The 15,496-nt window shown below is 35.9% G+C and carries 12 protein-coding genes; 9 read left to right on the plus strand and 3 right to left on the minus strand.

Annotation, left to right across the window (positions count from 1 at the left end):
• Positions 1–21: 21 nt before the first annotated feature.
• Together VHP32_09290 and VHP32_09295 are read left to right on the plus strand one after the other, a co-directional pair.
• Positions 22–717 (plus strand): ComF family protein, encoded by a 696-nt coding sequence (locus VHP32_09290; GenBank protein HEX2788086.1) that lies wholly within the window; start codon positions 22–24, stop codon positions 715–717.
• Between the two features lie 6 nt (positions 718–723).
• Positions 724–2,688, plus strand: a complete 1,965-nt coding sequence (locus VHP32_09295; protein ID HEX2788087.1) for a tetratricopeptide repeat-containing sensor histidine kinase — start codon at positions 724–726, stop codon at positions 2,686–2,688.
• On the opposite strand, the gene VHP32_09300 is transcribed toward VHP32_09295, so the two are convergent.
• Both VHP32_09300 and VHP32_09305 read right to left on the minus strand, forming a co-directional pair.
• On the minus strand, positions 2,685–3,887 hold the full coding sequence (locus VHP32_09300; GenBank protein HEX2788088.1) for an aminotransferase class V-fold PLP-dependent enzyme: 1,203 nt from the start codon (positions 3,885–3,887) through the stop codon (positions 2,685–2,687). The genes VHP32_09295 and VHP32_09300 overlap by 4 nt on opposite strands.
• On the minus strand, positions 3,884–4,810 hold the full coding sequence (locus VHP32_09305) for a transglycosylase SLT domain-containing protein (protein ID HEX2788089.1): 927 nt from the start codon (positions 4,808–4,810) through the stop codon (positions 3,884–3,886). The genes VHP32_09300 and VHP32_09305 overlap by 4 nt, the downstream gene beginning before the upstream one ends.
• Before the next feature lie 289 nt (positions 4,811–5,099).
• Between VHP32_09305 and VHP32_09310 the strand changes: the two genes are divergently transcribed.
• From VHP32_09310 to lspA, 6 genes are all read left to right on the plus strand, one after another.
• Positions 5,100–5,675, plus strand: a complete 576-nt coding sequence (locus tag VHP32_09310; GenBank protein ID HEX2788090.1) for a sigma-70 family RNA polymerase sigma factor — start codon at positions 5,100–5,102, stop codon at positions 5,673–5,675.
• A 101-nt stretch (positions 5,676–5,776) separates the two neighbouring features.
• Positions 5,777–6,454, plus strand: coding sequence for a hypothetical protein (locus VHP32_09315; protein ID HEX2788091.1), 678 nt, complete (start codon positions 5,777–5,779; stop codon positions 6,452–6,454).
• Positions 6,455–6,466: 12 nt separating this feature from the next.
• Positions 6,467–6,937 carry a hypothetical protein gene (locus VHP32_09320; protein HEX2788092.1) on the plus strand — a complete coding sequence of 157 codons (471 nt, stop codon included), beginning with the start codon at positions 6,467–6,469 and terminating at the stop codon, positions 6,935–6,937.
• Between the two features lie 110 nt (positions 6,938–7,047).
• Entirely contained in the window at positions 7,048–10,188 is a 3,141-nt protein-coding gene (ileS, locus tag VHP32_09325) for an isoleucine--tRNA ligase (protein ID HEX2788093.1), read from the plus strand.
• A gap of 47 nt (positions 10,189–10,235) precedes the next feature.
• Complete coding sequence (locus VHP32_09330; GenBank protein ID HEX2788094.1) at positions 10,236–11,030, plus strand: conjugal transfer protein TraR; 795 nt, start codon at positions 10,236–10,238, stop codon at positions 11,028–11,030.
• On the plus strand, positions 11,027–11,689 hold the full coding sequence (gene lspA, locus VHP32_09335) for a signal peptidase II (GenBank protein HEX2788095.1): 663 nt from the start codon (positions 11,027–11,029) through the stop codon (positions 11,687–11,689). The genes VHP32_09330 and lspA overlap by 4 nt, the downstream gene beginning before the upstream one ends.
• Here the strand turns inward: lspA and VHP32_09340 are convergent.
• A complete protein-coding gene (locus tag VHP32_09340; protein HEX2788096.1) occupies positions 11,678–12,010 on the minus strand; it encodes a 4Fe-4S dicluster domain-containing protein in 333 nt (110 codons plus the stop codon). The genes lspA and VHP32_09340 overlap by 12 nt on opposite strands.
• Before the next feature lie 318 nt (positions 12,011–12,328).
• Here VHP32_09340 and secA point away from each other — a divergent pair, with 318 nt between their 5' ends.
• Positions 12,329–15,412 (plus strand): preprotein translocase subunit SecA, encoded by a 3,084-nt coding sequence (gene secA / locus VHP32_09345; GenBank protein ID HEX2788097.1) that lies wholly within the window; start codon positions 12,329–12,331, stop codon positions 15,410–15,412.
• The last annotated feature ends 84 nt before the right edge of the window (positions 15,413–15,496 follow it).

Genomic DNA, 15,496 nt, shown 5'->3' on the forward strand with positions numbered 1-15,496 from the left:
AATTAAATTATACACTAACCTATGCTCAGGGGTTTAGTTTCCGACATAAGAGATTTTATTTTTCCTGACGTGTCGATTTTTTCGGAAGAAAAAATTCATATCGAAAATTCAAACCGCTATATTTTAAATTCCGAATTCGAGAATTTAGAAAAAGTAATAACGGAAGATTTAGCCAAACTTAAATCCAGAGTAAATGCCGATTATGTCCTGAGTTTTTATGAGTTCAAAGCCGATAACGAGGTTCAAAAATTAATTCACAGTATTAAGTATGCCGGAATGAAAAATCTTGGATTCTATTTTGGTAATTATGTAGGGAAATCGGTCAAAGAATATCTTGATAATAATAAAATCAAAATAGATTTTATCATTCCTGTGCCGCTGCATAATGCTAAAATGCGCGAGAGAGGTTTCAATCAATCCGATTATATTTCTTCGGGAATAAGCGCCGCAACCGGAATACCCATTGAGAAAAATACCGTAATAAGAGTCAAAAACACACGCTCACAAACAAAGCTAAAGCTTGAGGCACGATTAAAGAATGTTAAAAATGCTTTTACATTTGAAAAAAATAAGCAAAATTTTTTGCGCTCTAAAAATATTATGCTTGTTGATGATATAATTACAACAGGCTCAACAGTGAACGAAATAATTTCTTTATTAAAAAAACATAATACGGGGGAAATCACAGTTTGCTCTCTGGCAATAGCTGAGGATTAAAAAATTATGAAAGAAATTGCAGGCGTTAAAAGAACTCCGGAATACATGGAAAAATATGGCGCATTGGTAAGGCGCGCCGATGAAGCAAGAGGCGTCAATCCGGAAGAATTTAAAAAAGTTGCCGATGAGTTTATGGATGCTGCAAAAAAATCAGGGGATGTGGATGTTCGAATTGAGGCGGAGTATCTCCTTGCTGATTATTATTGGCAGAAAAATGATTTTAAAGAATCCATAGATTTAATAACAAAAACCAAATCATTAGCTTTCAAAAATAAAAGATTCCATTGGGTCGCTTCTTGCAATAATCTTCTTGGTATTAATTATATCAACAAGGGAGATTATGAAACGGCAATAAATCATCTTGTCGATGCATTGAACTTTTATTTAAAAGTGAATGACAGACGCGGTCTTATCGGTTCATACGGAAATCTCGGCACAGCATATTATTTTCTTGATGACTATCCAACTGCTCTCGATTTTTTCATTAAAAGTGTAAATTACAGCAAGGATGCCGATAGCGGAAATTCCGGAGCTACTGCTCTTATGAATATCGGAAATATAAACTTCCGTAATGAAGATTATAATCAGGCAATCGATTACTATACACAAGCGCTTCAAAAAAGCAGTCTTGATAACAATAAAATCGGAATAGCTAACTGCTTGAACAACATCGGTATTTGTTATAAAATGATGAATCAGATGGGATTTGCGGTCAAGTATCTTAAAGATGCATTGGACATAGGAGTTGAAATAAGTAATCTGAAAATACAATCTGTTGCCATTTTTAATTTAGGATTTATCGAGCTGACGGCTCAAAATTATAAAGTTGCGAAAGAATATTTTGAAAAAGGTCTTTCAATTGCCGAAAGCAAAGAAGACAAGTACAACATGGTTGAAGGATATTTTGCTTTGGGTAGTTATTTTAAAGATCCCGAAATAAATGACACTGAAAATGCCCTTATTTATTTCAAAAAAGCTTTTGAGCTTGCGGTTGAAATAAAAGCAATGAACATTCTGTCAAAAATTGAAGTTGCCTTGTCGGAAATTTTTGAATCTAAGGAGGATTATAAAACATCTCTGGAATATTACAAACGTTATCATAATACAAAAGAAAAAATGTTTAATGAGACTTCTGATAAAAAATTAAAAAGTCTCCAGACACTATATAAAGTAGAATCTGCCCTCAAAGAAACTGAAAGTTTGAGAAATAAAAATGCTGAGCTTGATAAACTGAATGAAGACCTGACATATGCAAACAACCGTCTTCATAAGCTCAATCTTGACAAGACCGAGTTTATGAACATTGCTGCTCACGATTTGAAAAATCCCCTGCTTGGTATTAAGGGTGTTGCCGAGCTTCTTAGATTTGATGAAGATTTGGCTAAAGATGAATTTGACAGCTATCTCGACATGATAATTTTTTCATCCGGAAATATGTTCCAGATAATTAAGAATATCCTTAACGTCAATCTTATTGAAGAAGGTAAAATAGATTTTCATTCTGAAAAATTCGATGTAGCTGAATTAATTAATAAGCTCATAATTTCATATAACCTTCCCGCTTCAAATAAAAGCATTAATATAAATTTTGAAAATAAGCTGACGGAAAAAATTCTTCAATCCGACAGGCATCTCATTTATCAGGTGTTCGATAACCTGATTTCAAATGCTTTAAAATATTCTCCTCATAATAGCTTGGTTAATGTAAATGTTTATAATGATAAAAGCAGCACGCGTCTGGTATTTGAAGTTGAAGATAAAGGACCCGGTTTCTCAGAAGAAGATAAAACCAAAATATTCGGAAAGTTTTCAAAATTATCCGCTCAACCGACCGGTGGTGAGCAATCATCAGGACTGGGATTGTTCATAGTTAATAAATTATTGAATATTTTAAACGGCGACATAACATTGGAAAGCGAAAAAGGAAAGGGAAGCAAATTTATTGTAACTATTCCTTTAAGTCATAACTAAAACTTCTTCAATTCCTTACATAAAGTTAAAATATCTTCTTCATTATTGAAAATATGTGGAGAGATTCTCAAAAATCCTTCTCTTAAAGCAATAAAAATGTTTTTCTTCTCAAGCTCTTTCTGCACAAACTCATTTTTACTCATGTCTGAATGACTGAATATTAAAATATTCGACCTGTGTTCCGGTTCAAGGCTTGATTCAATATTAAAATTCGTATCCTTTATGTTTGCGATAAATATATTTAGAAGATTAGTGATATGTTCAAAGATATTTTCCACACCGAGCTTCATAAATAATTCTATTGTGCTTTGCAATCCAATCATTCCCAGACAATTCAATGTTGAGTTTTCATACGCCTGACCGTCATCTGCAAAGTTTAATTTGTAATCCAAAAAGTTTTTGAAATCATATTTAATGCTCATTGTCCCGATAAAGGAAGGATGAATTAATTTCCTGTTGCGCTTCGGAATGTAAGCAAAACCGATTCCCGAAGGTGCTTGCAGCCACTTCTGCGCTCCTGCGGCAAGAAAATCTATCTCAGGAATTTTTTTCACATCGAGAGGAATAATTCCCATTGACTGAATTGCGTCAACGACAAACAACGTTCCTGTTTCTTTGCATAACTTTCCTATTTTTTCTATGTTGTTTCGATAACCTAAAAACTCAACCGATGAAATAGTCAGAGCTTTTATTTTATTATTTCTTAAAATGCTTTCTATGTCTTCAAATTTTATGACGCCGTTTTTTGATGGTATATAAACACACTCAACACCTTTCAATTTTTCCTGATTCAACCAGGGGTAAACAACAGCAGGAAACTCAGAATCCGCAAACGCAACTTTGTCACCTTTTTGCAAATCAAGTCCGTTCACAAAAATATTTAATCCGTGCGTTGCACTTGTTGTGATTATCGTCTCATCTTTATCGGCATTTATTAATTCCGCACATATTCCACGCAGCTGTTCTGCTAAACGAAAATTAAATAAGCTTAAATTTTTATTTGTAAAGGTAAATTCGTGAATGAAATTGGTTAATCTGCGGTATGTCTCGAGTGAGTATTGCGAATAATGAGCGCTGTCAATGTAAATACAGGTTTTCGTTACAGGAAAAAGCTCCCTTGCCTGTGATACGGATTTAATATTTTCAAATAATGATTTAATCTTTTCATTTTCTTCAGAGGAAGGAGGTGAAATTGTCATTTAGATTTTTTCTTTTTCGATTTTTTCTTTGGTTGTTCTTTGAGGTTCGATGCAAACATATTTTTATACTGGTCATAATAATAACTAATGCTCTCGACATAATTATACGGCTCTTTCCAGTTATTCAGAATTCCATAAGGAGGACGCTGCGATTTAGGCCAGACTGCCGCGTGAATGCTGTCATTGCCCGACGCAAGATATTTATAATTTTCTTTCACGTTCTCCCATTTATTATAATCAAGACCCTGATAAGCAGTAATCGTCATTGCATCTATAACTCTTCCAAGTCCTGCGTTATAAGCAGCAAGAGCAAACTTATATTTATCTTCACCGGCAAATTCAAAATTCGCAACCATCGTTGCGTAATAATAAATTCCTGCAATCAAATTATTCTCGGGAGTTTTAGTTTCCTCTAAATTTAAATCCATCTGAATTCCCGCTCCCGTTCTGGGCATTATCTGCATAAACCCGATTGCGCCTGCATGAGAAACCGCATCCGAATTAAAATACGATTCCTGTCTTATCATTGCAAGAATCAACCGCCAGTCAAGCTTATAAAAATTAGCTTCGCGTTTTATTATCTCTCCGTATTCATCGGCAAGTTTTTCTACGTTTCCCAAATTACCCGGCTTGAAATCGGTTTTTGTTTTGCTGATGCTTTCATTCAATGACTCAAGCTTCTGCGCATCCATTCTTTTTGATTCCTGAACATACGCAGGATTAAATGCAAACAACTCAAACAATCCATCCCAGTTATTAAACAAAGTCTCAACAAAATATTTATTCTTTGAAGAGTTAAAACCGTTTTCCTCAGTACGGGTTTGATTTTGTTCGCTGAATGACGGAGTTATAATTTTCTCGGATTCGGTATTTTTAAGATTAAGGTCAATTTTTTCGACAGGATTCTTAGGAATTGAATTCAAAGTGCTAAAAACCACTACCCCTAAAAACACAAGAGGAATGAATAAAAAAATTATTTTATTTAGATTTAACGACTTTACCACTTTTTTCGTTTTCTTTTCCAATTACTTGGACTTAAGTAATTGAAAATTAGTCATTTGTTAAATTAATATCACTTCAAATTGCTATCAATTATTACTAATTTAAAGTAATATATGTTTCACTTAAGGTTTAATCCGAACTTCCAATCCAAAAAATTTGTATATAATTAAACTATTTATTGATAAAATTGTCAAATAAACAGACGAAATATTGACCGGTCCAATTTTAAATACGGATTCTGATGATTCGGTGTTAATTGATGAATTTAAAAACGGTAATGTTAATGCTTTTAATATTTTAGTCAGAAAGTACCAGAAAAGAATTTACTGGGTAATAAGAAAAATTGTTATTGACCACGATGATGCTAATGATTTGACACAGGAGGTTTTCATAAAGCTTCATAGCTCGATTAACGAGTTCAGAGGCGATTCAAAGTTCTTTACATATATTTACAGAATTGCAGTTAACTATTCGATTAATCATATTAATAAAAATAAAAAGATTAATTCGAGAAAAGCCGACTTGGAGATAGAAGGTTTCAAAATTGCTTCAACTGATAAAATTTCTGATGAAAAATTCGATGACAAGATAAATACAAAATACCTTGAGCAGGCAATCTCAACTTTGCCCGAACAGCAGCGTGTTGTGTTTAACTTACGGTTTTACGAAAACCTGAACTATGAAGAGATTGCAAGCATCACAAAAAAATCAGTCGGAGGAATGAAAGCCAATTATTTCCATGCGGTAAAAAAAATACAGGAGTTTATTAAGAAAAAAAATTTGTAAAAATTAACTGTCATTCCTGCTCGTCACTTTGTGGCGCATGCAGGAATCCATAGAAAAATAAAAAAAGCGTATAGAAAAATTCTACTACCCTTTTAAGTATTATGAAACATCTAAACGAAGAGCTGTTATACAGCTTGCCCGATTATATAAACGATCAGATTAAAGACCAAAAACTGATTTCAGAAATTGAAATGGAGATTAATAATAATCCCGGTTTCAAGCTTGAATATGAAAATCTGAGAAATACTTTTTTGTTTCTCAACAAGACTCAGTTCGAAGAGCCGTCAGAGGCATATTTTAATAACTTGCTGCCTAATATTCACGCAAAAATCGATGCTAAAAAAGATAAAAAGAAATTTAACATTTTAGATTATCTTTCCCCAACATTGAAGTATGTTTTACCGGTTATATGCATTATGTTTGTTGTCTATATTTACACAAAAGATGCCACTGTCGAACAGGTTGCTGTAATTAATCAGCCTGAAACTACCATTGTAAATGAAAATACCACGGCGAATAATATTCAGGGTGATTCAAATGCTTCAACTAATCAATCGGCTGAAAACACTAACGAATCGATTACTAAAAATCAAACTGAAACCTCTCAAATTCAAATTGAAAACATACCAGTTGAAACCATAAGTCAGATTGAAACGGATATTATAGCGACTGATAATGCTTTTACAACCGAAGATGATATATATGACATTCAGTATGAAGGTTTATCCGATGAAGATGAGGAGCAAATTTTAAACAGTTTAAAAAATTCAGACTTATAATTTTAAAATATTATGAAAAAATTAATATTCTTTTTTATCATTGCACTTTTTGGCTTTATCAGCTTTACGGATTCCTATGCTCAGAATGACCGTGATGATTTCAAACAGAAACTTGACCAAGTCAGAAAAGAAAAATTCATCGAAAAGATTAAAGTCGATGATGCGACCGCGGACAGATATTTTCAGGTGACAAATACTTTCATGGAAACAATGAAAGATTTGAATCAGAGCCAGAGACGAATTATGAAAAGCATCGAAGATAATCCCGATGCATCCGATATCGAGTCAAAGTTAAACCAGTTCATCGAAAATGAAGCTAAAATTGGAAATGTTAAAAAAGAATATTACGAAAGTCTCAAAACTTTTCTCACACCAAAACAAGTCGCCCAGACGATTATCTTTCAACGCCAGTTTATGAAAAAACTTAAAAACGAAGTTGATAAACGCCGCGGTAAAGACAAGAAAAAAAGAAAAAGAGATTAAACTTTTTAGTAGGACAGACATTCCTGTCTGTTCTATTCATTAGTCCCTCCCTTTTATTTCATTGATAATCCCTAAATATATGCGTATTTTGTATGTTTATCTCGATTTTAATGTTCAAAAATCTACCGGAAAATATAAATTTACCTCAATTAGAGACCGAAATCATACAATTTTGGAAAGAAAATGATATTTTCAACAAAAGCGTCAACTCACGCCCGGAAAATAAACGTTTCACATTTTATGAAGGTCCTCCGACTGCTAATGGTCTTCCGGGCATTCACCATGTAATTTCGCGCTCAGTCAAAGACATTATGTGCCGTTATAAGACGATGCAGGGCTTCCGTGTCTATCGAAAAGCCGGCTGGGATACTCACGGCTTGCCTGTGGAAATCGAAGTCGAGAAAAAGCTTGGCATAAAATCGAAAAGCGAAATCGAAGAGTTCGGTGTTGTTGCTTTCAACAACGCCTGCAAAGATTCAATTTTTACCTACCGCTCCGAATGGGAAAAGCTCACAGAGAGAATGGGTTACTGGATTGATTTATCTATTGCTTACGTAACCTACCATAATGAATACATTGAATCTGTCTGGTGGGCGTTAAAAAAGTTTTTTGATGATGATTTAATCTATAAAGGATATAAAATAATTCCTTTCTGTCCTGTATGTGAATCTTCGCTTTCATCACACGAAGTTGCGCAGGGCTATGAAGATTTAAAAGACCCCTCTGTTTATGTGAAGTTTAAAATAACTTCAGGTAAATATAAAGACAGTGATTTCCTTGTTTGGACAACAACTCCATGGACACTGCCATCAAATGCTGCGCTTTCTGTAAATCCTGAATTCACTTATGTCTTAATCGAAACAGAAAAAAACGATAAGCTCATTCTTGCAAAAGAAAGATTAAGTGCCATAAAAGAAGAATACAAAGTTTTAGAAGAAATAAATGGCGTTGATTTAGAATATACAGACTACGAACCGTTGTTTAATTACTTCAAGCCCGAGAACAAAACGTGGTTTGTAACGCTTGGTGACTTCGTAACAATGGAAGACGGTTCAGGAATAGTTCACATTGCTCCTGCATTCGGTGAAGATGATTATCAGATTGGATTAAAATATAAGCTACCTGTATTTCAGGCAGTCGGCACAAACGGACGTTTCAAAGATTTTGCAACAGATTACGCAGGCAAGAACTTCAAAGAAGCCGACCAGGATATTATGAACGACCTTAAATCACGTGGTCGTTTATACCGAAAAGAAATGTTTGTTCACAGCTATCCGCATTGCTGGAGACACCACGTTCCGCTTATGTACTATGCTACCGATACCTGGTTTATCCGCACTACCGATTTCAAAAACGAGATGATAAAGAACAATAAAAAAGTTCATTGGCATCCCGAAGAATTTGGCGTAGGACGTTTCGGAAACTGGCTTGAAGAAAACCGTGATTGGGCTTTATCACGAAACCGCTTCTGGGGAACTCCCCTTCCGGTTTGGTATTATCTGGATGATGAGGGCAAACCTTATTATGAATGTATCGGCAGTCTTGACGAATTAAAATCAAAAGCTGTCAACTTCGATGAAGTTTATCCTGACGGCAAGCTTGACTTGCATAAGCCGTTCATTGACGACCTAATTTTAAAATCCCAAGACGGCAAAGAAATGAAACGCGTCACAGAGGTAATCGACTGCTGGTTTGACAGCGGCTCAATGCCTTTTGCACAGCATCATTACCCTTTCGAGAACAAAGAGTTATTCGAAAACAACTTCCCTGCTGATTTCATCGCGGAAGGTCTCGACCAGACACGCGGATGGTTTTATTCTCTTCATGCAATCTCGACTTTTCTGTTCAAGACACCTGCTTATAAGAATTTAATCGTCAATGGTTTAATTCTCGATAAGACCGGCAAAAAAATGAGCAAGTCTATCGGCAACGTGGTCAATCCGTTTGAGATGATGGATAAATACGGAGCTGATGTTTTAAGATGGTATCTCATTTCATCTTCACCAATCGGAAAATCAAAACTTTTCAATGAAGACGATTTAATCGATGTAAAAAATAAATTTTTTGATACGCTTATAAATACTTATAAGTTTTTTGTTATCTATGCAAACCTGAACGGATTTAAGTACGATAATTCTCAAAGAACCGATGTAAAAGATAGAAATGAAATCGACAGATGGATAATTTCACGTTTTAATACCTTAAAACGCGATTACTTTGATTTAATGGATGGTTACGATATAACCAAAGCATCCCGAATTGTAGCGGAGTTCACTCTCGATGAACTTTCCAACTGGTATGTGCGTAGAAACAGAAAACGGTTTAGAAATCCTGCAAACGAAAAGGATAAGCAGTACGTTTTCCAGACTTTATATGAAGTTTTCATTGAATTGATAAAGATGACCGCGCCTTTCTCCCCTTTTTTGGCAGAGAAATTATACCTAAATTTGTCGGATAATTTTGAGTCAATTCATCTTTCGGAATTCACTCTTATAGATGAAAACTCAATCAATCGCGAGCTTGAAGAAGAAATGTATCTTGCACAAAGAGTCGTTTCTCTTGTTCGTGCGATGCGAGTAAAAAATAACTTGAAGATTCGACAGCCGTTGAAACAGATTTTAATTCCTGTTCTAAACAGTAACTTAAAAAACAAGCTGACGAAAGTTAAAAATATAATTCTTGAAGAAGTAAATATTAAGGAACTTAATCTAATCGAAGGCGATTCTGATATTATCATCAAGAAAGCCAAGCCCGACTTTAAAGTCATAGGTCCTAAATACGGAAAAGATGTTAAGACGGTGCAGAAGTCGATTAACAGCTTAAGCAATGATGAAATAAAAGAAATTGAGTTGAATGGTTACTTAGAAAAAGATAATTTCAAAATCCATCTCGAGGACATCGAAATTTACACCGAGAAAATCGAAGGATGGATTGTTGAATCTGAAAACGACATAACCGTTGCGCTCGATACACGGCTTGATGATTCCCTTCTTGAAGAAGGATATGTTCGTGAGTTTATTAACAAAATACAAAATTTTAGAAAGAACAATGATTTCGCAGTAAACGATAAGATTATTTTAAATTTAAAATCATCTGATTATCTTATCGGAATCATAAATAAAAATATTGATTACATTAAATCGGAAACTTCCATTACTGATATTACATCGGTTGTTAATGTAAACGGAGAAAAGTTAGAGTCTGCAGAAGTTAATAATGAGTTAATTGAGTTTTCAATAAAAAAAGTATAATAAACTCTTAAAATTCCATAGCCCTGACTATGTGAAAGGAGTCGCAATTGAAACGCAAAACTACTAAAAAATCCGTACCAAAGAAGAAACTGAAGAAGGCTGTTGCCAAAAAAGTTGTATCTAAAAAATCCGTTGTGAAAAAGATAAAACCAAAAGGTAAAGCTAATATAAAAAATACAAAGACAGCATTGAAAGGAATAAAGAGTTTGAAGAAAAGTTCATCCAAAAAATCCGCAGCAAAAACTGCAGTTAAAAAATTACCTGTAAAAAAATCTGTTGCCGTTAAAAAAGCCGAAGCATCCGTAAAGCCGAAGCTTTTAACTGCCAAAACTAAACAAGTTGTAACAAACCCTAATAAAATTGTCGCAAAACCGGTTCCGTCGCCGCCTGTGATGAAACCTTTGAAAAGATATAAACCAAATTCAAAAACACGTTATACTCCGAAAGAGTTAAAACATTTCAAGGATATAATTCTTGAAGAAAGAAGAAAAATCATTCAGAGTGCAAAAGCAAATATGGAAGCGCTTGTCGATGACGAGTCAGGTGAATATGTTGGCGATAATGCCACCTATGCGTCTCATATGGCTGAGCAAGGAAGTGATGAAATGGAGCGTGAAAAAAATTATATGTTTGTTCAGCGTGATGAAAAATATCTCGGCTACCTTGAGGAAGCTTTGATCAGAATCGATGCAGGAACATACGGCGTTTGTATCGACTGCTTCGATACACCCAAGAATTTATGCAGAACTTGTCCTCTGATTGACCCCGAGCGTCTTGAATTAGTGCCTGTAACACAGCATTGTATTGAATGTAAAAATTTGAGAGGAATGGTTAATTATTGAGAGTCCTATTTGTAAGTTTATTCATTATTATTCTTGACCAGGTTTCTAAGTTTTTAGTAAAGGGCATATCTATTCCTTCCCTGAACATAAACATACAGGGAATGCACTATCAGCAGTCCATTAACTTAATCGGAGATTTTTTCAAGCTTACCTATATAGAAAATCCGGGAATGGCTTTCGGCATTCAGATTGGCGGAAAGCTTTTCCTTTCGCTTTTCACAATTGCCGCAACACTTCTTATTGTTTATTTCATTTACAAAAACAGAAACGAACCGCTTTATCTGAGAGTTGCTCTTGCATTGATACTTGGCGGAGCGGTGGGAAATTTAATTGACAGAATTTTCTACGGAGTAATTTACGGATACGCACCACTTTTCTATGGCAACGTTGTTGATTTTTTTCACATTGATACTCCGAACTTTATGATATTAGGAAAACAGTTTTACTCCTGGCCTATATTTAATATAGCGGATGTTGCGGTGTCTTTGGGATTTGTTATGATTTTATTTGGTTATAGAAAAATCGCAAAACCAAAAGAAACTCCTGAACAGGAGCAGATTAAACCGGAAGAAACGGAAAATACTTTTACTACAGAAATAAATTCCCCATTAGAACCTCCTCCAATGGAGCGGGATGACAACACACAGTTATCTTCCTAAACCGTCAAGCATTTCTTTTTTAGCAAGCAAAGTATCTTTATCTTCAACATGTTTCGGATCCGGAACGCAGCAATCAACCGGACATACGGCAGCACATTGCGGTTCATCGTGGAAGCCGACACATTCGGTGCATTTATCAGGCACAATATAGAAAAAATCATTTGAAAAAAAACCTTCGGAGCCCGATGGCGCAGGATCGTTTTCATCAAAAGTTTTTCCTGCTAAAACCCAGTTCGTTCCACCCTCATAAATCGCCGTGTTCGGACATTCCGGCTCGCACGCTCCGCAATTTATGCACTCCGATGTTATCATTATTGACATTAAGTATCTCCTTTATTCATCAATTTAATCATTTAATCCACGTTTATCAATTTACGAAATAATCACCTCGCTGTCATTCCCCGCGCAGGCGGGAATCCAAACAAGTATGATTCTTGATGCATATAATTTTATTCAACAATAAAACAATATTATTTTTGTCATACACGTCACAAACCATTTAATTCAAAATTATATTCTGACTTTTAGTGTTAATTCTCAGCCAAATTTAGCAAAATGAAGCAATGGAACGTCTTTTGCAATTTAAATTGATAATTAATAATTGTAAATTTAATACTTAACTAAAAACCGACTGAATTAATGTTCAAGTTTATAACCAAACTATTTCCATCGAAGCACGAAAAAGATGTTAAGGAAATACTGCCTATTGTTGATGAAATTAATGAATACTGGGAGAATTTAAAAAATCTTTCAGATGATGAACTCCGTGCAAAAACGACTGAATTCAAACAAAAAATAACAGACGAAACTTCTGAAATAACCTCACAGCTTAATGAACTTAGAGAAAAACTAAAACAGGAGCTTTCACACGATGAACGTGAAGAAACTCAATCTGAAATTGAATCGCTTGAAAAAGATTATTATGAAACTCTGAAAGCTGTTCTTGATGATATTTTGCCTGAAGCATTTGCAGTTGTAAAAGAAACCTGCGTTCGTCTTAAAGGAAAACAATACGAGGCTGCCGGAAATAAAATTACATGGAACATGGTTCCTTATGATGTTCAACTTCTTGGTGGAGTTGTGCTTCACAGCGGAAAAATTGCAGAGATGGCAACCGGTGAAGGAAAAACTCTTGTCGCTACTCTTCCCATGTATCTGAATGCTCTTGCAGGAAAAGGCGTGCATCTTGTTACTGTCAATGACTATCTTGCAAAACGTGACAGCGAGTGGATGTCTCCGATTTTTGATTTTCATGGTATATCCGTCGGAGTTATTCTTAACGATATGGATTCAGCAAAACGCCGTGAAATGTATAACCGCGACATTACTTACGGAACAAACAATGAGTTTGGTTTTGATTACCTTAGAGACAACATGGTTGTCGATAAAACTCATCTTGTCCAACGCGAACATTACTATGCAATCGTTGACGAGGTTGACTCGGTTTTAATCGATGAAGCAAGAACGCCGCTTATTATTTCAGGACCTGTCGAAGCAAGCGTGCATAAGTTTGATGAAATGAATCCGAGAATCAAACGTTTGTTTGAAGCTCAAAGAAGACTTGTTACTGATTTCACCTCAGAAGCCGAGAGAATTCTTTCCGGCGAAGATAAAATAAGCCGTGAAGACAGGGAAAAAGCAGGGCTCGCATTGCTTCGCGCTCACAGGGGTCTTCCGAAGCATAAAAAATTTCAGAAGCTTATTGCCGAACCTGCCAACAAAGCATTGATGCAGGAAACCGAAATGTTTTATCTACGGGACAACTCGAAACAAATGCACATAGTTGATGACGAGTTGTATTTTATGATAGATGAAAAATCTCATATAACCGATTTGACTGAAAAAGGTCGTGAGTTTCTTGCTCCTTCACATGAAGAACGTGACTTCTTTACTCTTCCCGATGTCGGTACTGAAGTAGCTGTTCTCGAAAATGACCCTAATCTTTCTGTTGAAGAACGTGAAATGAAAAAAGATGAGCTTGCAAAGATTTATTCTGAGCGAAGCGACCGTCTGCATACCGTTCAGCAATTATTGAAAGCTTATGCTTTATATGAAAAAGATGTTGAGTATGTTATTCAGGATGGAAAAGTTATGATTGTCGATGAGTTCACGGGTCGTGTGCTTTCGGGAAGACGTTATTCAGAAGGATTGCACCAGGCAATTGAGGCAAAAGAAGGCGTTAAAGTAGAAAAAGATACCCAAACTCTTGCAACGATTACCTTGCAGAACTACTTCCGGCTTTATAAAAAGCTTGCAGGTATGACTGGAACTGCAGAGACCGAAGCTGCTGAATTTTATGATATTTATAAGCTCGACGTTGTAGTAATTCCTACCAATAGAGATGTTATCAGAACAGACCAAAATGATTTTATATATCGCACCAAGCGTGAAAAATATAACGCCTTAATTGATGAAATTGAGGAAATGAGAAAGAAACGTAGGCCGACACTTGTTGGAACAACATCAGTTGAGGTTTCCGAAATTATTTCCCGTTTTTTAAAACGTAAAAACATTCCTCATGAAGTTCTGAACGCAAAACAGCATCAGCGTGAAGCGCAAATCGTAGCAAACGCCGGCTTGCCGGGAGCGGTAACAATCGCTACCAATATGGCAGGTCGTGGAACCGACATTAAGCTCGGACCCGGTGTTCCTGAGGCAGGCGGATTGCATATTATCGGAACAGAGCGTCACGAGTCACGCCGGATTGACAGGCAGCTCAGAGGTCGTTCAGGGCGTCAGGGTGACCCCGGCTCCACAAAATTTTTCTTATCTCTTGAAGATGATTTGATGCGTTTATTCGGAAGCGAGCGGATTGCAAACATCATGCAGCGTCTCGGAATCGAAGAAGGTCAGGCAATTGAACATAAAATGATTACAAATTCTGTCGAACGTGCTCAGAAAAAAGTTGAAGAAAACAATTTCGCCATCAGAAAAAGACTACTTGAATATGACAACGTGATGAACCAGCAGCGTGAGATTATTTACGCACGCAGACGTCAGGCGCTTATGGGTGAACGCTTAAAAGATGAAATTCTCGATATGGCTTATAAGCATATCGATATTATGGTTGATGCATATTTCCCCGAAGCTGACCTCGACGGACTTAAAGATGAAGTTCAAAGGACTTTCCTTGTTCGTCTCGATATAAAACCTGAAGAATTCCAAAAACTTGGCGAAGCAGGATTAAAAGATTTAATAAAAAAAGAAGTTAAAGGATTTTACGACAGAAAAGAAGAACGTTATGGTTCGGAATTAATGAGCCAGGTTGAACGCTTTGCTGTTCTTAGCGTAATCGACAACAAGTGGAAAGAGCATCTGCGCGAAATGGATGACCTCAAAGAAGGTATAAACTTCCGTGCTTACGGACAAAAAGACCCGTTGATTGAATACAAAATGGACGGCTTCAAAATGTTCGGGGAGATGATGGATGAAATTTCAAAAGACATTATAAATTTTATATTCAAGTTCACAACTCAGACACCTGAAAAACAGCAGCCATTAAATCAACCTAAGTCGGTCAATATGTCCCGTTTGAGAACCTCTCATGCATCGTCATCGGGAATGGGATTCATTGGAAATGCTGACCCTGTGCAGTCACAAGGCGGACAACAGCCTGGCGGAAAGGTCGAAACTGTGAAAGTTGGTCCTAAAATCGGAAGAAATGACCCGTGTCATTGCGGAAGCGGTAAGAAATATAAAAACTGTCACGGCAAAAACGCTTAGTTAATTTTATAATATATTAATATTGGACAAAAGACGAAGTCATTCCCCGCGAAAGCGGGAATCCCAGTATAATAGCAACGAAAA

The sequence above is a fragment of the Ignavibacteria bacterium genome (genome assembly GCA_036262055.1).
Classification (GTDB): Bacteria; Bacteroidota; Ignavibacteria; order Tepidaquicellales; family Tepidaquicellaceae; genus DATAJP01.